Below are 19,995 nucleotides of genomic sequence, written 5' to 3'. Positions count from 1 at the left end.
GACTTCATTATATAATTTGACGTTTATGTTAGCTATTGTACAGGCACTTCGTATTGTAGGAGCACTGCACAACCAAAGCCGCAGCTGATTCGTCCGCAAGGGGGTTGATATTACATGATGCACATGGAAGGAAGAAGACAAGACGCGCATTGGCGCTATAAATGACAAAAGCCGGCAAATGCCGGCTTTAGATGTTTTTAGCCGGGCGTCAAACCACGCCCGGATGCTTTGGCTAGCAATTAGCCGGCCACGGCGATGCGCTTCATATCGGTCATGTAACCACGCAGTTTACGGCCCACCGATTCGATCGGATGGTTGCGAACCGCTTCGTTAACATCGCGCAGTTGCGCGTTGTCGACGCTGGTGCCGGCCACTGACTGGCCCAGATCGCCTGCCTGCAGGGTGTTCATAAAATCTTTCAGCAACGGTACCGCCGCGTAGGAGAACAGGTAGTTGCCATACTCTGCAGTATCGGAGATCACCACGTTCATTTCATACAGACGCTTGCGCGCAATGGTGTTGGCAATCAGCGGCAGCTCGTGCAGGGATTCATAGTACGCGGATTCTTCGATGATCCCGGAATCAACCATGGTTTCGAACGCCAGTTCAACGCCGGCTTTCACCATGGCCACCATCAGTACGCCGTTATCAAAGTATTCCTGCTCGCTGATTTTGCCTTCGAACTGCGGGGCGTTTTCGAATGCGGTTTTACCGGTCTCTTCACGCCAGGTCAGCAGTTTCACATCGTCTTCCGCCCAGTCCGCCATCATGCCGCTGGAGAATGCGCCAGAAATGATGTCGTCCATATGTTTTTGGAACAGCGGCGCCATGATCGCTTTCAGTTGCTCGGACAACGCATAGGCACGCAGTTTCGCCGGGTTGGACAGACGATCCATCATCAGGGTGATACCGCCCTGCTTCAGCGCTTCGGTAATGGTTTCCCAGCCGAACTGGATCAGTTTTTCGGCATAGGCCGGATCGCGACCTTCGGCCACCAGTTTGTCGAAGCACAGCAGCGAACCCGCCTGCAACATGCCGCACAGGATGGTCTGCTCGCCCATCAGGTCAGATTTCACTTCGGCAACGAAGGATGACTCCAGTACGCCAGCACGGTGGCCACCGGTAGCCGCAGCCCAAGCCTTGGCGATGGCCATGCCTTCGCCTTTTGGATCGTTTTCCGGGTGAACGGCGATCAGCGTCGGTACGCCAAAGCCGCGTTTGTACTCTTCACGTACTTCGGTGCCCGGGCACTTCGGCGCCACCATTACCACGGTGATGTCTTTACGTACCTGCTCGCCGACTTCAACGATATTGAAGCCGTGAGAATAGCCCAGTGCCGCGCCGTCTTTCATCAACGGCTGCACCGCGCGCACCACCGCAGAGTGCTGTTTGTCCGGCGTCAGGTTAACCACCAGATCGGCCTGCGGGATCAGCTCTTCGTAAGTCCCAACCTTGAAGCCGTTTTCGCTCGCCTTACGCCAGGAAGCGCGTTTTTCTTCAATCGCTTCCTTACGCAGGGCATAGGCAACGTCCAGACCCGAATCACGCATGTTCAGGCCCTGGTTCAGCCCCTGGGCACCACAGCCGACGATCACCACTTTTTTCCCTTTCAGGTAGCCGGCTTCGTCAGCAAATTCGTCGCGCGCCATAAAACGGCATTTACCCAATTGCGCCAACTGCTGACGCAGGTTCAAGGTGTTGAAATAGTTAGCCATGGTGGTACTCCAGTTAGATGTTGTGTCTTGCATGTTATTTTCATTCCCCGCCCTGTCTGTGCGGAGATTCGTTAAACTCAATGTATAACAGGATCTGCGTTGCTCAAATTGATATATTAACAATGTCATATTGCAATTTATGCAACGTAATCACCGCGAGCGTACAACTATGGATTTACGTGATTTAAAGCTGTTTCTGCACCTGGCAGAAGGCCGTCATTTCGGTCGTACCGCCAAGGCGATGCACGTCAGCCCGTCCACGCTTTCGCGCCAGATACAGCGGCTGGAAGACGAACTGGGGCAGCCGCTGTTCCTGCGTGACAACCGCACCGTGCAGTTGACCGACGCCGGGGAACAGCTGAAAGTTTTTGCCCAGCAAACGCTGTTGCAATACCAGCAGCTGAAACATGCACTCGGCCAGCACGGCCCTTCGTTAAGCGGCGAGCTGCGGCTGTTCTGTTCGGTGACCGCGGCTTACAGCCACCTGCCGCCGATTCTGGATCGCTTCCGCGCGCAGCATCCGCTGGTCGAAATCAAACTGACCACCGGCGATGCCGCCGATGCGGTCGACAAAATTCAGTCGAACGAGGCCGATCTTGGCATCGCTGGCCGGCCGGAAAGTTTGCCCAACAGCGTGGAATTCACCAAAATCGGCGAAATTCCTCTGGTGCTGATCGCGCCGGCGTTGCCGTGCGCGGTGCGTGCCCAGGTATTTGCCGAACAGCCGGACTGGGCCAATATTCCGTTTATCCTGCCGGAGCACGGGCCTTCGCGTAAACGCATCGAGCTGTGGTTCCGCCGTCAGCGCCTGAGCAACCCGCTGATATACGCCACCGTCGGCGGCCATGAGGCCATCGTTTCCATGGTGGCGCTGGGTTGCGGCATCGCCCTGATCCCGAGCGTGGTTGTGGATAACAGCCCGGAGCCAGTGCGCAACCGCATCTCGCAGCTGGACAATATTTCGATGGTCGAGCCGTTCGAACTGGGCGTTTGCGTGCAGAAAAAGCGCCTCAGCGATCCGTTGATCGACGCGTTTTGGCGGCTGCTGTAAACGGTTAAAATTTACCGCCGCTCCTGACCCCGCCAGACGGCGGGCCAGTCAAAAACGCATTTATAGGTCCGCCGGATCGACCTGTTTCATCGCCTCCACCTTCATCAGCCACTGGTAGAGCGGTTCGAGTTGTTGAAACGCGTCGATCAGCAGCGGCACCATATTGGCGCTGAACAGTTTTTCGACCTGATTATCGCTGACCATCACGGCAAAGGACTTACGGTGATACCAGGTCGAGATTTCCGCCGCCAGATCCTTCACCAGCAACCGTTTATAGCGCTCGCCCACCAGTTCAAACGGCGGTTGGCAGCAGGCTGCCACCTCAAGAAACTGTTGCGGTTGGCGCCGTAGCGTATGGCGGAACAGATCCATGGTTTGCTTGTTGGCGCTGTAATAGCCCAGGCCGTAACGCAGCAGATCGGGCCCAATTTCGAAGAAATATACCGGCGCGTCTTTCCAGTCTTTGCTTGGCCGCTTGAACGTCAGCCACATCCGGCTGCGATAGCGTGATTTGTCATGGGAAAACCGGGTATCGCGATGAATGCGCGACAGCGTTTTACCGATCGCCGGGCGGATTTCGAACTGCGGATCAATCATCAGCATTGCAGGAGCCAAGTCGTTCACCAGCGTGCGAAACGGCGTCAGCAACTCCCGTTCATAGACATCGCGCTGTGCCTCAAACCAGTCTTTGTCGTTTTCAACCCGCACCTGTTGCAGGAAATTCAGCCCCTGCTGACTAAAACCGTTGAACCGCTGCGCCATATCTCTCCCCACCGTTTTCCGTTATCCGCCATTTGCCAGCGCCGCCAGTAACATGATCTCCAGCATGAAGTGGTAATTCATCATGCACCCCTAAACGCCATCAGTGTTGGCAGTATAGAAATGCACGACAAAATCACAATAACGACCCCCATCAACGGGCTTATGCGTCACGGTTACTGATCACGCCGACTTAGCCCTGCAAAAAGAAGCGAAATGCCGGGTTAGTGGTTTCATCATGACAATCGTAGCCCAGCGCCGCCAGGTGCTGTTCAAACTCCGGTTCGGTTTGCGACAGTTCAAAGCCCGCCAGCACGCGACCGAAATCAGTGCCATGGCTGCGATAATGGAACAGCGAGATATTCCAGTGGGTGCCCAGGGTATGAAGAAACTTCAGCAGCGCACCCGGCGACTCCGGAAACTCGAAGCTGTACAGACGCTCGCGCAACGGCTTGGAGGGGCGCCCACCCACCATATAGCGCACGTGCAGCTTGGCCATTTCGTCGTCGGACAGATCCACCACCTGATAGCCACCGACCGCCAGTTCGCTGATGATTTCCTGGCGTTCCGCATGGCCGCGCGTCAAACGCACGCCAACGAAAATGCAGGCGTTATCAGCATCGGCATAGCGATAGTTGAACTCGGTCACCGCCCGGCCACCCAGCAGTTGGCAAAACTTGAGGAAGCTGCCCTTCTGCTCAGGGATAGTGACCGCCAACAGCGCTTCACGCTGCTCGCCCAGTTCGCAGCGTTCAGAGACGTAACGCAAACCGTGGAAGTTGAGATTGGCGCCGGACAGCACATGGGCCAGCCGTTCGCCCTGGATGTCATGCTGCTGCACATACTTCTTCAAGCCGGCCAATGCCAGGGCGCCCGAAGGCTCGGCGATGGCGCGTACGTCCTCGAACAGATCCTTCACTGCCGCGCAGATGGCATCGCTGTCAACGGTGATGACATCGTCGAGATATTCGCGGCACAGCCGAAAGGTTTCATTGCCGATGCGTTTCACCGCCACGCCTTCGGCAAACAGCCCAACGCGTGGCAGATCGACCGGCTGCCCGGCGTCCAATGCCGCACGCAGGCAGGCGGAGTCTTCGGCTTCGACGCCAATCACCTTGATCTGCGGCATCAGCTGCTTGATCAACACCGCCACGCCAGCCGCCAGCCCACCGCCACCGACCGGCACGAACACGCGATCCAGGTGCGCGTCCTGCTGGAGCAATTCCATTGCCAGCGTTCCCTGACCGGCAATCACCGCCGGATGATCGAACGGTGGCACAAACGTCATGCCCTGCTGCTCGGAAAGTTCGATCGCCTTGGCTTTGGCTTCGTCAAAATTGGCGCCATGCAATAGCACTTCGCCGCCGAAACCGCGCACCGCGTCCACTTTGATATCGGCAGTCGACACCGGCATCACAATCAGCGTCTTGATGCCAAGGCGGCTGCCGGAAAGCGCCACGCCCTGCGCATGGTTTCCGGCCGACGCTGTCACCACGCCGCGCGCCTTTTGTTCTTCATCCAGCCCGGCGATCATCGCATAGGCTCCACGCAGCTTGAAGCTGTGCACCGGCTGCCGATCTTCGCGCTTGACCAGCACGGTATTACCGAGGCGCGCGGAGATTTTATCCATCGCCTGCAACGGGGTGACTTGCGCCACCTCGTAAACCGGTGAACGGAGCACCGCGCGCAAATATTCGGCGCCGCAGGGGGCGTCGGGTAGGGGTTGTGATACCGCCATGGTGCTTAGCCTCCCAGCTTGCTCTTGTCGCGAACCGCACCCTTGTCGGCGCTGGTCGCCAGCGTCGCGTAAGCACGCAGTGCATAAGACACCTGGCGCTCACGGGATTTTGGCGTCCAGGCCGCATCACCACGTGCCAGTTCGGCTTCACGGCGGGCCGCCAGTTCGCGATCCGCCACATCCAGCACGATGCCACGGTTTGGAATGTCGATATCAATCATGTCGCCGTCCTGCACCAGCCCAATGATGCCGCCGCTTGCCGCTTCCGGCGACGCATGGCCGATAGACAGACCGGAAGTACCGCCGGAAAAACGCCCGTCGGTGATCAGCGCGCAGGACTTGCCCAGCCCCATGGACTTCAGATACGTGGTCGGATACAGCATTTCCTGCATCCCCGGCCCCCCCTTCGGCCCTTCATAGCGGATCACCACTACGTCGCCCGCCACCACGTTGCCGCCAAGGATCGCGTCCACCGCATCTTCCTGGCTTTCATACACTTTGGCCGGGCCGCGGAAGGTCAGGCTGTCCTTATCCACGCCAGCGGTTTTCACGATGCAGCCATCTTCGGCCAGATTGCCGTACAGCACCGCCAACCCGCCGTCCTGGCTATAGGCGTGCTCGCGGGTACGAATGCAGCCTTCCTGGCGGTCGGTGTCCAGCGAGTCCCAACGGCAGTCCTGCGAAAATGCCTGGGTGGTGCGGATACCCGCCGGGCCAGCCGAGTACATTTTCTTCACGCTTTCGTCGCTGGTCAGCATGACATCATAGGCATCCAGCGTTTGCGGCAGGTTAAGACCCAACACGTTGCTGACGTCGCGGTTCAGCAGTTCGGCGCGATCCAGCTCGCCCAGAATGCCGATCACCCCGCCGGCGCGGTGAACGTCTTCCATATGGTATTTTTGCGTGCTCGGTGCCACTTTGCACAGATGCGGTACCTTGCGAGACAGGCGATCGATGTCCGCCATGGTGAAATCGATTTCGCCTTCCTGCGCCGCCGCCAGCAGGTGCAGCACGGTATTGGTCGAGCCGCCCATGGCAATATCCAGCGTCATGGCGTTTTCGAACGCCGCCTTGTTGGCGATGTTACGCGGCAGGGCGGTTTCGTCATCTTGCTGATAATAACGTTTGGTCAGTTCGACGATGCGTTTGCCGGCGTTGAGGAACAGGTCTTTACGATCGGCGTGGGTCGCCAGCAGCGAGCCGTTACCGGGCTGCGACAGCCCCAGAGCCTCGGTCAGACAGTTCATCGAGTTGGCGGTGAACATGCCGGAACAGGAACCACAGGTTGGACAGGCAGAACGTTCAATCTGCTCACTGTCGGCATCGCTGACATTCGGGTTGGCCCCCTGAATCATCGCATCGATCAGATCCAGCTTGATGATCTTGTCTGACAGCTTGGTTTTACCGGCTTCCATCGGGCCGCCGGACACGAAAATCACCGGAATATTCAGGCGCAGCGACGCCATCAGCATCCCCGGGGTGATTTTGTCGCAGTTGGAAATGCACACCATCGCATCCGCGCAGTGCGCATTGACCATGTATTCCACCGAATCGGCAATCAGTTCGCGCGAAGGCAGCGAATAAAGCATGCCGCCGTGGCCCATGGCAATGCCGTCATCCACCGCAATGGTGTTGAACTCTTTCGCCACGCCGCCGGACGCTTCGATCTGTTCGGCAACCAGCTTGCCCAGATCGCGCAAATGCACGTGGCCTGGCACGAACTGGGTGAAGGAGTTGACCACCGCAATGATCGGCTTGCCGAAATCGGCGTCGGTCATGCCGGTCGCGCGCCATAATGCGCGGGCGCCCGCCATATTGCGGCCGTGGGTGGTGGTGGCTGAACGTAACTTAGGCATGCTCTTTTCACTCCAATATAGGCTGTTTTGTCCGAGCGGCGAACGAACCGCGCGGACATGATGTCTGTCTGTCTATCGTTATGGCTTATGCGTTGATTGGGTCTAACCAGCCGTATTTATCTTCGGTTTTACCGGTAAACAGGCCAAAGAATGCCTGCTGGATCTGTTTGGTGACTGGGCCGCACTTGCCAATACCGACCTGAATGCCGTCAACGCTGCGAACCGGCGTGATTTCCGCTGCGGTACCGGACATGAACACTTCGTCGGCCAGGTACAGCGACTCGCGTGACAGCACCTGCTCACGCACTTCAAAGCCCATGTCCTTCGCCAGCTTGATGATGGCGTCACGGGTGATGCCCGGCAGGGCCGATGAGGTGAACGGCGGGGTGAACAGCACGCCGTCTTTGACTTCAAACAGGTTTTCACCCGCACCTTCGGAGATATAGCCGTGCACGTCCAGCGCAATGCCTTCCTGATAACCGTGGCGGCGCGCTTCGCTACCCACCAGCAGCGAGGACAGATAGTTGCCGCCGGCTTTGGCGGCGGTTGGAATGGTGTTTGGTGCGACACGTTGCCAAGAAGAAACCATCGCATCGATGCCTTGATCCAGCGCTTCTTCACCCAGATATGCGCCCCAAGGAAACGCCGCGATAATCACGTCTGTCTTGTAGCCGGCCGGCGGATTCACCCCCATACCCACGTCGCCGACAAACACCAGCGGACGAATATAGGCGCTAACCAGATTATTTTTGCGCAGCGTGGCGCGGCAGGCTTCCATCAGTTCATCTACGCTTTGCGACACCGGCATGCGGTAAATTTTTGCCGAATCATGCAAACGCTGCATGTGTTCACGGTGGCGGAACACCACCGGGCCTTTGTGCGAATCGTAGCAACGCACCCCTTCAAACACCGAAGTGCCATAATGCAGCGCGTGTGACATCACGTGCACTTTGGCGTCAGCCCAAGGAACCATCTCACCATTGAACCAAATATAATCGGCTTTGCTCGTCATTGTTCTTTCCTTCTTTCGCTTTAGGCGCGTATTTGTTGTGATGTTTGCTGCTGGATATCGACTCGGGAGACATCCATCAGTTTGCTTAATTGTGATGACAGTAAGTCCACCGGACGCTGGCTGGCAACGGTCAATTCAATGTTGATATTGTCGCTATTCAGGCCCGCAGCCATATTCATAGCACAAACCTGAAAGCCGCGATGACGCACGACGCGCAATACGCGCTCTAACATTTCTGGGCGAAAGCGGGCCTGGATCGAGAGTTGATGCTGCATCATGATACTTTCTCCAACATGGTTTCGTTGCCTGCGCCCGGCGGTACCAACGGCCAGACATTTTCGAGTTCATCAATGGAAACCTGCAACAGATAAGGCCCTTCGCTGTTGAGCAAGGCGTCGAGTGCGTCTGCGACCTGGTCTTTACGGGTAATGCGCTGGCCGGGGATGCCGAAGGCGCTGGCCAGCATCAGGAAGTCAGGGTTATCGGACAGGTTGGTTTCACTGTAACGCCCGTCAAAGAACAGTTGCTGCCACTGGCGAACCATGCCCAACCGCTGGTTGTCCAGTAACACGATTTTCAGCGGTAACCCTTTGCGTTTTATGGTGCCCAGTTCCTGCACGTTCATCATGAAAGAACCATCCCCCGAGATGCAGATCACCATGTCGTCCGGGCGTGCAACCTGAGCCCCCACCGCCGCGGGAACGCCAAAGCCCATGGTGCCCAGGCCGCTGGAGGTGATGAAGTTCTCCGGGCGGTCGAAGCACATGTGCTGTGCGGTCCACATCTGATGCTGGCCGACGTCGGTTGTCACCACCGTGCTGGCCGGCATGCACTCGGACAGCTGCTTGAGCAACAGCGGCGCGTAGATCGGCTGGCCGGGATGATCGTAACGCCAGCGGTGCTCCTGTTTCAGTTCGGCGACCCGCTGTTGCCAACCGGCAATCTGCAGCGGTTGCTGCAACGCCGGCAACAGCGTTTTCAAATCCCCCTGCAGCGCCACGTGCGCCTGACGCAGTTTGTTCATTTCCGCCGGATCGATATCCATGTGGATTACCTTGGCATGCGGAGCAAAGGCATTCAGCTTGCCGGTAACGCGATCGTCAAAACGCGCGCCGACCGCCACCAGCAGATCGCATTCCTGCACCGCCAGGTTGGCCGCCTTGGTGCCATGCATGCCCAGCATGCCGAGGTAATACGGATGCCGGGCATCAGGAGCGCCCAGGCCCTTCAGCGTCGCGACTGCCGGGATGTGCGTCACGGCGATAAACTCGCGCAGCGCCGGAACCGCCTGCGCCATGCCAACGCCGCCGCCGACGTACAACACCGGCTTTTTCGCCTGCGCCAGCAGCGCGGCAGCCTGTGCCAATGCCTCGGCCGGGTGGGAAAACGCATCTTCGACCGGCATCAGGTGTGGCGGTAAATCGCCTTGCGCCAATTGAATGTCTTTTGGGATATCGATCAGAACCGGCCCGGGGCGGCCGCTGGCAGCGATAGCAAACGCCTCAGCCATGATGCCCGGCAAGGCCTCCAGCGACTCCACCAGGAAACTGTGCTTGGTGCAGGCCAACGACAGGCCCAGCACGTCGATCTCCTGGAAAGCATCGGTGCCGATCAGCTGCGAGCCTACCTGGCCGGTGATGGCGACAATCGGTACCGAGTCCAGCAGGGCATCGGCCAGACCGGTGATCAGATTGGTGGCTCCCGGGCCTGAGGTGGCGATACATACGCCGGTTTTACCGGTGGCGCGCGCATAACCGATGGCAGCCATGGCAGCGCCTTGCTCGTGGCGGCACAGCAGATGTTCCACCCCACCGTCATACAACGCATCGTAGACCGGCATGATGGCACCGCCCGGATAGCCGAATACCGTATCAACACCCTGCGCACGCAACGCTTGAACCACCCACTGAGCACCATTCATGGTTATTCCCCCGCCATCTTGCGGGATTTGCAGGATTTTATTCTGTTGTACATTCTCTGCTCCTCACTTCACTTTTCTCTTGCCAATAAAAAACCCCCGGACCTGACGGTGCGGGGGTTCTCTTGCGATTCCGGCTTGTTTTCTAAGCCATTCTTCGTCCAAGTGCAGCCCCGCACGGTGGGATAATAATCACCACCACGCTAATCACGACTAGGCTAATCACTTGGGCAAAGGCTTTCATAATAGGGTTGTTCACTGTGCTCGTGTCGAACTAATATCTACAGAGGTACCATAGTCACGCGCGGCGTGACAACACTTTTTTTGCGTTATTATTCGACGCAGTCTGGTCATACCTCAAGCAAAGTGCTGCGTTTTCAAACGTTAGCGTGCACTTTCGGCGCGTCGACCGTACCGGCGATCGCTTTGCCGCGCGTGTCCCTGCCAAAAAACACCAGCACGGCAATCACGATAGCCACCGTACCGGCAATGATTGCCATCGCCATGCCGTAGTTATGGCCATGACGCTCGGCGATGGTGGCCTGTAAGGTCGCATTGACCGAAGCAATCAAATTACCCAACTGATAGACAAATCCAGGCAGCACGGCGCGCGTATTGCTCGGCACCAGCTCATTGAGATAGGTCGGCACCACGCCCCAGGCGCCCTGCACCATAAACTGCATCAGAAACGCCCCGATCCCCAGCATCAGAGAACCGCTGGAAAAAGCCCACAGCGGGATCACCGGTAGCGCCAACAGCGCAGCGATGATAATCGCCTTCTTGCGGCCGATTTTTTCCGACAGTACGCCAAACAGCACCCCACCGATAATTGACGCGATATTGTAGCTAATGGCGATGATACTGACGGTTTCAGGAGAGAAACCATGCTGAACTTTCAAAAACACCGGGTACATATCCTGCGTGCCGTGCGAGAAGAAATTAAACGCGGCCATCAGCAACACCAGATAAATACACAGCTTCCAATGGCTCTTGAGCACCGGCAGTAACGCGGTGCTTTCCTTGCGTTCTCGCGCCGCCAGCCACACCGGTGATTCCTGAACAAAATAATAAATAAACGGCAGCAGCAGAATCGGCAGCGCACCGATGACAAACATGCCACGCCAGCCAACCACGTCAAACAGCAGGCCGTAAACCACTGCCGCCAGCAAATAGCCAAACGGGTAGCCTGCCTGGAAAATACCCGACATCAGGCCCCGTGAGCGATCCGGAATGCTCTCCATCGCCAACGACGAGGCCACGCCCCAGATCCCTCCCATCGCGACCCCGTACAGCACGCGCAATATCAGGAATACCGTCAGCGATGGCGCAGCGGCAGAGAGCAGCTCAAAAATCGAGAAAAAGACGATATTGAGCATCAGAATCGGCTTGCGCCCGTACTTTTCCGCCGCGCGCCCAAACAGCAATGCGCCAATCGGCCGCACCGCCAGCGTCAATAAAATGGCCAGCGTGACTTCTTCCATACCGACGTGAAACGCCTGTGCGATATCACTGAGCAGGAAAACCAGTACGAAGAAATCAAAAGCATCGAGCGTCCAGCTGGAAAAGCTGGCGATGGCTGCATTACGTTGCAGCGAGGTCCAACCAAACATAACGTTATCCCTACCGTTGAGTACCAAGTCAGTGAGGTTCTGTGGCTGCCGCGTCTGAATGCGCGGCGGTCAGGTGCTGTTAAAAATATGAGTATTATTTTAAACAATTGTTAAATACACCCATTAACCCTCGGGTTGCAACTTGATTAGCATGCTAATTTGTTGCAGCGCTCAGGTAAGTGTTAAGAGGTATTGCGATAGCCTGCGAGACAAAGCGCAAAAAACGCGCTTCTTATTGAAATTGATTAATTTTACTGGAAAAGACTCCGCAATCTTGGCCATAGGGCACGGCATGCCGCAAGGTTAACTGGCACGCTATGACTCTCAGCAAGGAGAGCTCTATGTCGCTAGCGGTTGTCTATACCCGCGCCCTTTATGGCGTTCAGGCCCCATCGGTCACGGTGGAAGTGCATATCAGCAACGGGTTGCCCGCGCTGGCGTTGGTAGGATTGCCTGAAACTACGGTCAAGGAAGCGCGCGATCGGGTGCGCAGCGCGTTGCTCAATAACGGCTTCACCTTCCCGGCCAAGCGCATTACCGTCAATCTGGCACCGGCGGATTTACCCAAAGAAGGCGGACGCTACGATTTACCCATTGCGCTAGCGATCCTCGCCGCCTCCGAACAGCTGCCTGTCGATCGGCTGGCTGAATATGAATTCCTCGGCGAACTGGCGCTGTCCGGTGCACTACGGGCGGTCCACGGCGCCATTCCGGCGGCGCTGGCGGCAGAACAGGCCGGGCGAAGCCTGATCCTTGCCAGCGAAAACAGCGGTGAAGTGGGGTTGATTCCCGGCGGCAGGGCTCGGGTAGCCGGCCACCTGCTGGAGGCCTGCGCGTTTTTACAAGGCCAGGGCAATCTGCCGCCGGCTATCGCTCCACCGGCTGCTCCCGTCACCACGCACGGCGATCTCAGCGATATCATCGGCCAGCAGCAAGCCAAGCGTGCACTGGAGATCGCCGCTGCCGGCGGCCATAACCTGCTGTTGCTCGGGCCACCGGGCACCGGCAAAACCATGCTGGCCAGCCGATTGACCAGCTTACTGCCACCGTTGACCGATTGCGAGGCGCTGGAAAGCATCGCCGTTACCAGTCTGCTGCATCACCCTGCCTGCTCACTGCCGTGGCGGCAGCGGCCGTTTCGTGCGCCACACCACAGCGCGTCAATGGCGGCACTGGTCGGCGGTGGTTCGCTACCGCGCCCGGGCGAGATATCCATGGCGCACAACGGCGTGCTGTTTCTGGATGAACTGCCCGAATTTGAGCGACGGGTGCTGGATGCACTGCGCGAACCGCTCGAATCAGGCGAAATCGTGATTTCCCGCGCCAGCGCCAAAGTGCGTTTTCCTGCTCGCGTGCAGTTAATTGCCGCCATGAACCCAAGCCCTACCGGACATTATCAAGGGGTACACAACCGCACGCCACCCCAGCAGATATTGCGCTATCTGGGCCGGCTGTCCGGGCCGTTTCTCGACCGTTTCGATTTGTCGATAGAAGTGCCGCTGTTGCCGCCCGGCATGCTCAGCCAGCAACGCAGCGCCAGTGAAAGCAGCCATCAGGTGCGGGCGCGGGTGCTGCTGGCGCGTGAACGTCAATTACGTCGAGCGGGTAAAATCAATGCGTTGCTGAATAACCGTGAAGTGGATCGGGACTGTCGCCTGCGGCCCGAGGACGCCAGCTACCTTGAAGCGACGTTGATCGCATTGGGATTGTCGGTACGTGCCTGGCACCGCATTTTAAAAGTGGCGCGTACGCTGGCCGACCTGATGGATGACGACATCGTCACTCGCCGCCATGTCAGCGAAGCATTGGGCTATCGCTGTATGGATCGCCTGCTGATGCAATTACACCGCAGCCTGGAATAAAAAATGGGGCCGAAGCCCCATGATGTCTAATCGTCGCTGTCGGTATAATCTTCCACCGCATCCGCCTGCGGTTTGCCGCCAGACAGGGTATGGAATTTTTTCGGGCGGCGAGTGCGCGCCAGATATTTAGACCATACTTTTTCCTGCTCGGTTACCGGCTCGCGTTCACCGCGGCACACTGCGACGAACAGCTGTTCTTCTTCAGTGGCTGGCTGACGTTTTCCGGCGTCCAGCTCATTGAACGCATATCCAAAGCGCTCTAGCAATTGCGCTTCTTTAATGGTGAAATCGCCGTGACGGGAGAACCCGCGGGGATAGTGTTTATTATCAAAAAAACGATTGGTCGTGGTGAAGCTATCCGCCATCTGACACGCTCCTAATTCTCTCATGGCCGTGCTGTTTATGGCGCGGAGTATTAGATAGGCTTGACATTGTGTAAAACAAAACATTTAAATCTTAACGACAAAAATTTTTGGAGATAGCTGTGGATACCGAATTACTGAAAACCTTTTTGGAGGTCAGTAGAACGCGTCACTTTGGCCGGGCCGCAGAATCCTTGTACCTGACGCAGTCGGCGGTCAGTTTCCGTATCCGTCAGTTGGAAAATCAATTGGGTGCAAATTTGTTCACCCGTCATCGCAATAATATTCGTCTGACGCCGGCCGGAGAACGTCTGCTGCCGTATGCAGAAAGCCTGATGAGTACCTGGCAACTGGCAAAAAAAGAAGTGGTGCGATCGCTACAACACAGCGAACTGTCGATCGGCGCCACCGCCTCATTGTGGGAGGCCTATCTGACGCCGTGGCTGCAATCGCTTTATCAACAGCGCGAAGCGTTACAGTTGGAAGCCAGAGTGGCGTTGCGACATTCGCTGGTAAAACAGCTACATGAACGGCAGCTCGACTTGCTGATTACCACCGAGCCGCCAAAAATGGATGAACTGGCAAGCCAGCTGCTGGGTAACTTCTCACTGCGACTGTTCGCGTCTTCGCAGCGCAATCGGCAAGCACCGATGCCCTACATCAAGCTAGAATGGGGCGCGGATTTCCATCAACAGGAAAATCGCATGCTGGACAGCGATACCATGCCGGTGCTGACCACCACGTCGGCACACCTGACGCGGCAGCTGTTGGAAACCACCGGCGGCTGCGCCTTTTTACCAAGCCAATGGGATAAGACCTATCCGCATCTGGAGGCGACTCCCGACGTGCCCACCATCGTCCGCCCGCTGTATGCCGTCTGGTTGCAAAACAGCGATCAGCAGCCGCTTATTCGCCAGCTGCTGAAAATACCTTTAAATACCGCAGCATAACGCGCTATGACGGCTTCAGCGTTGGATGACGGGGTCTTGAGCGCCTTGAGAGCCAAAACGCGCTCAATGCCTTCTGAAGGCCAATAAAGCAGAACAACAGGATGCCGATGACGATTTTGGTCCACCATGAGCTGAGCGTGCCGTCGAAGGTAATATAACTCTGGATCAATCCTTGTATCAGTACGCCGAACAGCGTACCAAGAATGGTGCCGACGCCGCCGGTCAGCAACGTACCACCAATCACCACCGCGGCAATGGCGTCCAGCTCTACGCCGCTGGCTGCCAACGCATAACCGGCCGAGGTATACAGCGAAAAGACAATCCCCGACAGCGCTGCCAAGGTGCCGGACAGCATATAAATCAGCACCGTCGTGCGTTGCACCGGCACGCCCATCAGCCCCGCGGATACCCGGTTGCCGCCAATCGCATACACGTTATGACCGAAACGGCTACGATGCGCCAGCACCATCCCCACGGCCACTACCAGCAGCATCACCAGCGCCAGCAGGGTAAAACGCCCACCGCCCGGTAACTTCCAGGCATAGTTGGCCAGCGTGGCATACAGCGGATGATCGATGGGGATCGATTCCTCGGAGACAATAAAGCTCATGCCACGCACAAAAAACATGCCAGCCAGCGTGATGATAAACGCCGGTAATTTCAGCGCATCAATGATCCACCCCATCAGCGCGCCAAACGATGCCCCCAGCAATAAAGCAATGGCAAACGCATACAGCGGATCGATACCATAGCTGCCAATCAGCTTGGCAAGCAGTACGCCAGTAAAGGCAATGACCGAACCGACCGACAGATCGATACCGCCGGACAGGATAACAAACGTCATGCCCACCGCGACAATGCCGAGGAAAGCGTTGTCGGTCAGTAAATCGCACCACACGCGCGTCGAAGCAAAGCCGGGGAACTGGCTCAGACAAAAGCCGTAGCCCAGCAGAAATACCGCAATGGTGATCAATAACGGCAAATTGCGCTTCATCATGTCTTGGGTCTCCGCAGCAGGCGGCGCCACGACAGGCTGGGTGATTGCACCATCAGCACCGCCAACACCACCAACGCTTTCAGCACCAGGTTAAATTCCGGCCGATAACCAGATAACAGAATACCGGTGTTCATGCCCTGGATAATTAACGCACCGATGACTGACAACACCAGGTTGAAACGACCGCCAAGCAGCGAGCCGCCGCCTATCACCACCGCCAGTATCGCGTCCAGCTCCAGCCACAGGCCGGCGTTGTTGGCATCGGCACCGCGAATGTCCGCCGTCACGATCACCCCGGCCACCGCAGCGCACAGCCCGCAAATCACATATACCGCCATCACCACCCATTGGGTGCTGACACCGGCATGATGTGCCGAGCGCAGGTTGATACCCACCGATTCGATAAACAGACCAAGCGCGGTTTTACGCGTCAGCAGCCAAATCAATAACAGCATCAGCGCGGCAATGATAATCGGCATCGGCAAGTACATCAGCGAGCCGCTGCCCAACTGTGCCAGCCCGGCACGTTCAAAGGTGACAATCTGACCTTCGGTGATCAACTGGGCGATACCGCGTCCCGCGACCATCAGCATCAGCGTCGCCACAATCGGCTGGATCTTCAGTACCGCCACCAGAAAGCCGTTCCATAGTCCGCACAGCGCACCTGCGGCCAACGCCGCCGCCAGGACGTAACCCAACGGATACCCTGCGCTGGTCAGCGTTGCCGCCGTCGCACCGGCAATCGCCATCACCGCCCCGACCGACAAATCGATGCCACCGGTGGCGATCACCAGCGTCATGCCCAATGCCAGCAGGGCAACCGGCGCACCACGATTAAAAATATCTATCAGGCTGCCGAACAGCCGCCCGTCCTGGATATGAATAGAGAAAAAATGCGGGGCGACCAGGCTGTCGATCAACAGGATGGCCAACAGGGCGCCGACCTGCGTTGCGCCGGCCGGTAATACCCATCTGACTTTACGAGGCTCACCGGTCATGAAGAAGCTCCTTTGGTTCATATCGTCTCCTGCTGCACGGCGATCGCCTGCATAATGGCCGGCACGCTGATCGCCTCATGATCCAACTGGGCGACATGCCGTCTGTCGCGCAGGACGACGATCCGATCGGCATAGCCTGCCAGCTCTTCCAGTTCAGAAGAGATCACCAGCAGCGCCAGACCTTCGCTACACAACCGTTCGATCAAGCGAATGATTTCCGCATGCGCTCCCACATCGATGCCGCGGGTCGGCTCATCCAGAATCAAAAAACGCGGATTGGTCGCCAGCCAGCGGGACAGCAACACCTTCTGCTGATTGCCACCGGAAAGATATTGGATTTGCTGTTCCGGCCCTGGGGTACGAATGCCCAACAGTTGAATAAAGCTTTCGGCAATACGGGTTTGCTCGCGCAATGGGATCGGGCGCAGCCAGCCACGCTGCGCCTGTAAGGCCAGAATAATATTTTCGCGTACCGTCGCGGCTCCCACGATGCCATCGGTCTTGCGATCCTCCGGGCAATAGCCAAAACCGAGGCTGGCGGCTTTACGCGGTGAGCGAATAGCGGCGGCGCTACCTGCAACCTTTGCCGTACCGCTGTCCTGCGCCTTGATGCCGAAAATCAGCTGTGCGGTTTCGGTACGCCCCGATCCCAGTAATCCCGCCAGACCGACGATTTCGCCCGGGCGTATCGACAGATCAAACGGCTCCACCAGACCGCGCCGCCCATAACCGCTGAACTCGACCAACGGTGCCGCAGTTACCGCCTCGTGTTCGCCTCGCTTCAACAGCCCTTCATCGAAACTGTGGCCCAGCATCATTTGCACCAGTTCGATACGCGGCAGATCGGCGACGGCTTTGGTGCCGACCAGCTTGCCATTGCGCAGCACGGTAATGCGATCGCTAATGCGATATACCTGATCGAGGAAGTGGGTAACGAAGATCATGCCCAATCCCTGGGCTTTAAGCTGGCTCAGAATGGCCAACAGCATGGTGACTTCCTTCGCGTCCAGGCTGGCGGTCGGTTCATCGAGGATCAACACCTTGGCCGAAAGATCGACCGCCCGAGCGATCGCAACGATCTGCTGAATGGCGATCGAGTAGTTCCCCAGCGGCTGGCTGACGTCCAGCGGCAAACCATAGCCTTGCAGTAGTTGAACCGCCTGCTGTTGCAGCCGGCGTTGATCAACCAGCCCGAAACGCGTCGGCTCGCGGCCAAGAAACAAATTGGCGGCCACCGACAGGTTCGGCAACAGGTTTACTTCCTGATATACCGTACCGATACCTAATGATTGCGCCTGCGCGGTACTCTGCGGCGCAATCATCGTTCCATCCAGCCAGATGTCGCCGGCAGAACGTGAATAAACGCCGGTCAATGCCTTGATTAACGTTGACTTGCCGGCGCCATTCTCACCGAGCAATGCCATCACTTCACCACTGCGCACGGTCAGATCCACCTGATCCAGGGCTTTTACCCCCGGGAATTCGACGGAAAGTCCTTTAATCGCTAACAGATCGTTGGCCATCATTCACGCCCGCCGCTGGTTAGTAACCCATGCTCTTTTTCATGTCGAATTCCTGCTTGGCAGTATCCGGCTGCAGCAGCTTCGATTCGGTCTGGATGAATTTAGGCGGTTGAGTGCCGTCTTTTTTCATCGCCAGCAGTGCGTCAAATGCCGGGCCAGCCATGTTTGGCGTCAACTCTACCGTCGCATTGGCTTCACCGTTCATCATCGCTTTGAAGATATCCGGCACCCCGTCGATGGAAACAACCTTGATTTGTGAACCCGGCTTCAAGCCGGCTTCTTTGATCGCCTGGATGGCGCCAATGGCCATATCGTCGTTATGCGCATAAACCGCGCAAATGTTCTTGCCGTTCTGTTCCGCCTTGATAAAGCTTTCCATCACTTCTTTGCCCTTCGAGCGGGTAAAGTCACCGGATTGCGAACGGACAATCTTCACGTTGCTGGCCGCGGCGACCCCGTCGGCAAAACCTTTTTTACGGTTAATTGCCACGCTGGAACCAACCGTGCCTTGTAGTTCCACCACGTTGCAGGGGTTGCCGGCCACTTCTTTCACTAACCAATCACCTGCCACTTTGCCTTCATGTACGCTGTCAGAGGCAACCGCCGCGGTATACAGCGATGGGTCGCTCACTTCAATCATCCGATCCAGCAGAAATACCGGGATTTTGGCTTCCTTGGCTTCCTGCAATACCGGAGTCCAGCCGGTGGCGACCACTGGCGCAATGAAAATGGCGTCAACGCCCTGAGCGATAAACGATCTCACTGCCTTGATCTGGTTTTCCTGTTTTTGCTGTGCGTCGGCAATCTTCAGCGTAATCCCGCGTTTTTCCGCTTCCTGTTTAGAAACTTTAGTTTCTGCCGAGCGCCAGCCGGATTCTGAACCGATCTGGGAAAAGCCCACCACAAGAGGGGCTGCCTGAACGGTTCCCATCAAGATGCCGCTCACGGCGACCGCTAACAATAAACGCTTGTGCATGTTGTTCTCCTGGCTCCGCTCACGATGACTACACGGGCAGAGATGATGTTGTTGTTTTCACACTGGTGATGTTGAGCGCTAAATAATGCAGGCGCCCATTAGGTTTAGACCAAATTGACGCAGGAATAATGAGCGCCGTCACAACGCAGGAGAACAATCAATTTGTACATGAATTCAGCTAAAAAAGTCTAAATTGGGAACGTTTCCGAAAGGAGGATCAGGCAAGCTTTCAATGCGGTGGGCAAGATGGCAGGGAAGCAGAAAGCAAAAAAAACCCTTTGCTTTCGCAAAGGGTTCTTAATATGGCAGGGGCGGAGAGACTCGAACTCGCGACACCCGGTTTTGGAGACCGGTGCTCTACCAACTGAGCTACGCCCCTATATCACGCTTACCATTACGCCTGCTGGGTAAGCAGGCATAATGTAAATAAGTGGCGGAACGGACGGGGCTCGAACCCGCGACCCCCTGCGTGACAGGCAGGTATTCTAACCAACTGAACTACCGCTCCACCGGTTCTGTTACGTTGCTTCTTGCGAAGCCGGCAAACCTTCTGGGTTTTGCCATTATCAGGTGTCACTCTGATAACGTGTGTTTGATGCCTGGCAGTGTCCTACTCTCGCATGGGGAGACCCCACACTACCATCGGCGCTACGGCGTTTCACTTCTGA

Annotated in this window: 17 protein-coding genes and 2 tRNA genes; 3 read left to right on the top strand and 16 right to left on the bottom strand. The window is 57.0% G+C overall.

Annotated features, from left to right (window positions below):
* Positions 1-239: 239 nt before the first annotated feature.
* The gene (ilvC, locus tag ACCC84_RS17790) at positions 240-1,715 is read right to left on the bottom strand and encodes a ketol-acid reductoisomerase (RefSeq protein WP_004956456.1); all 1,476 of its coding nucleotides are present in this window, start codon (positions 1,713-1,715) and stop codon (positions 240-242) included.
* A gap of 169 nt (positions 1,716-1,884) precedes the next feature.
* On the opposite strand from ilvC, the gene ilvY reads away from it, so the two are divergent.
* Positions 1,885-2,766, top strand: a complete 882-nt coding sequence (gene ilvY, locus ACCC84_RS17785) for an HTH-type transcriptional activator IlvY (protein WP_004956458.1) — start codon at positions 1,885-1,887, stop codon at positions 2,764-2,766.
* Positions 2,767-2,826: 60 nt separating this feature from the next.
* On the opposite strand, the gene ACCC84_RS17780 is transcribed toward ilvY, so the two are convergent.
* The 8 genes from ACCC84_RS17780 to ACCC84_RS17745 form a co-directional block, all read right to left on the bottom strand.
* Positions 2,827-3,528 carry a DUF2461 domain-containing protein gene (locus ACCC84_RS17780; protein ID WP_371902140.1) on the bottom strand — a complete coding sequence of 234 codons (702 nt, stop codon included), beginning with the start codon at positions 3,526-3,528 and terminating at the stop codon, positions 2,827-2,829.
* A 190-nt stretch (positions 3,529-3,718) separates the two neighbouring features.
* A complete protein-coding gene (ilvA, locus tag ACCC84_RS17775; RefSeq protein ID WP_004956460.1) occupies positions 3,719-5,263 on the bottom strand; it encodes a threonine ammonia-lyase, biosynthetic in 1,545 nt (514 codons plus the stop codon).
* Positions 5,264-5,268: 5 nt separating this feature from the next.
* Positions 5,269-7,119 (bottom strand): dihydroxy-acid dehydratase, encoded by a 1,851-nt coding sequence (gene ilvD / locus ACCC84_RS17770; RefSeq protein ID WP_039991390.1) that lies wholly within the window; start codon positions 7,117-7,119, stop codon positions 5,269-5,271.
* An 85-nt stretch (positions 7,120-7,204) separates the two neighbouring features.
* On the bottom strand, positions 7,205-8,131 hold the full coding sequence (ilvE, locus tag ACCC84_RS17765) for a branched-chain-amino-acid transaminase (protein ID WP_004956462.1): 927 nt from the start codon (positions 8,129-8,131) through the stop codon (positions 7,205-7,207).
* Positions 8,132-8,151: 20 nt separating this feature from the next.
* Entirely contained in the window at positions 8,152-8,409 is a 258-nt protein-coding gene (gene ilvM, locus ACCC84_RS17760; RefSeq protein WP_004956463.1) for an acetolactate synthase 2 small subunit, read from the bottom strand.
* Positions 8,406-10,052, bottom strand: a complete 1,647-nt coding sequence (ilvG, locus tag ACCC84_RS17755; protein ID WP_371902139.1) for an acetolactate synthase 2 catalytic subunit — start codon at positions 10,050-10,052, stop codon at positions 8,406-8,408. The genes ilvM and ilvG overlap by 4 nt, the downstream gene beginning before the upstream one ends.
* Positions 10,053-10,194: 142 nt before the next feature.
* Positions 10,195-10,293, bottom strand: coding sequence for an ilv operon leader peptide (gene ilvL, locus ACCC84_RS17750; RefSeq protein ID WP_015962288.1), 99 nt, complete (start codon positions 10,291-10,293; stop codon positions 10,195-10,197).
* Between the two features lie 133 nt (positions 10,294-10,426).
* Positions 10,427-11,659 carry an MFS transporter gene (locus ACCC84_RS17745; RefSeq protein ID WP_004956466.1) on the bottom strand — a complete coding sequence of 411 codons (1,233 nt, stop codon included), beginning with the start codon at positions 11,657-11,659 and terminating at the stop codon, positions 10,427-10,429.
* A 341-nt stretch (positions 11,660-12,000) separates the two neighbouring features.
* Between ACCC84_RS17745 and ACCC84_RS17740 the strand changes: the two genes are divergently transcribed.
* The gene (locus tag ACCC84_RS17740; RefSeq protein ID WP_039991393.1) at positions 12,001-13,521 is read left to right on the top strand and encodes a YifB family Mg chelatase-like AAA ATPase; all 1,521 of its coding nucleotides are present in this window, start codon (positions 12,001-12,003) and stop codon (positions 13,519-13,521) included.
* A gap of 26 nt (positions 13,522-13,547) precedes the next feature.
* On the opposite strand, the gene ACCC84_RS17735 is transcribed toward ACCC84_RS17740, so the two are convergent.
* Positions 13,548-13,886, bottom strand: a complete 339-nt coding sequence (locus ACCC84_RS17735; RefSeq protein ID WP_039991394.1) for a MaoP family protein — start codon at positions 13,884-13,886, stop codon at positions 13,548-13,550.
* 119 nt (positions 13,887-14,005) lie between these two features.
* On the opposite strand from ACCC84_RS17735, the gene hdfR reads away from it, so the two are divergent.
* Positions 14,006-14,833 (top strand): HTH-type transcriptional regulator HdfR, encoded by an 828-nt coding sequence (gene hdfR, locus ACCC84_RS17730; RefSeq protein WP_039991396.1) that lies wholly within the window; start codon positions 14,006-14,008, stop codon positions 14,831-14,833.
* A 4-nt stretch (positions 14,834-14,837) separates the two neighbouring features.
* Here hdfR and yjfF read toward each other — a convergent pair whose 3' ends face one another.
* From yjfF to ACCC84_RS17700, 6 genes are all read right to left on the bottom strand, one after another.
* Positions 14,838-15,830 (bottom strand): galactofuranose ABC transporter, permease protein YjfF, encoded by a 993-nt coding sequence (gene yjfF / locus ACCC84_RS17725; RefSeq protein ID WP_004956470.1) that lies wholly within the window; start codon positions 15,828-15,830, stop codon positions 14,838-14,840.
* The gene (gene ytfT / locus ACCC84_RS17720) at positions 15,827-16,849 is read right to left on the bottom strand and encodes a galactofuranose ABC transporter, ATP-binding protein YtfT (protein ID WP_004956471.1); all 1,023 of its coding nucleotides are present in this window, start codon (positions 16,847-16,849) and stop codon (positions 15,827-15,829) included. The genes yjfF and ytfT overlap by 4 nt, the downstream gene beginning before the upstream one ends.
* Positions 16,846-18,354 (bottom strand): galactofuranose ABC transporter, ATP-binding protein YtfR, encoded by a 1,509-nt coding sequence (gene ytfR, locus ACCC84_RS17715; protein ID WP_004956472.1) that lies wholly within the window; start codon positions 18,352-18,354, stop codon positions 16,846-16,848. Before ytfR ends, ytfT begins: the two co-directional genes overlap by 4 nt.
* A gap of 16 nt (positions 18,355-18,370) precedes the next feature.
* Positions 18,371-19,327: a galactofuranose ABC transporter, galactofuranose-binding protein YtfQ gene (ytfQ, locus tag ACCC84_RS17710; protein ID WP_004956473.1), complete on the bottom strand. Its 957-nt coding sequence runs from the start codon at positions 19,325-19,327 to the stop codon at positions 18,371-18,373.
* 303 nt (positions 19,328-19,630) lie between these two features.
* Positions 19,631-19,706 (bottom strand) — tRNA-Trp (locus ACCC84_RS17705).
* A 52-nt stretch (positions 19,707-19,758) separates the two neighbouring features.
* A tRNA-Asp gene (locus ACCC84_RS17700) sits at positions 19,759-19,835 on the bottom strand.
* Between the last annotated feature and the right edge of the window lie 160 nt (positions 19,836-19,995).

The sequence above is a fragment of the Serratia odorifera genome (assembly GCF_041448735.1).
GTDB lineage: Bacteria > Pseudomonadota > Gammaproteobacteria > Enterobacterales > Enterobacteriaceae > Serratia_F > Serratia_F odorifera.
The sequence above is the reverse complement of the archived record's forward strand: the minus strand, read 5'-3'. Positions and strand labels throughout refer to the sequence as shown.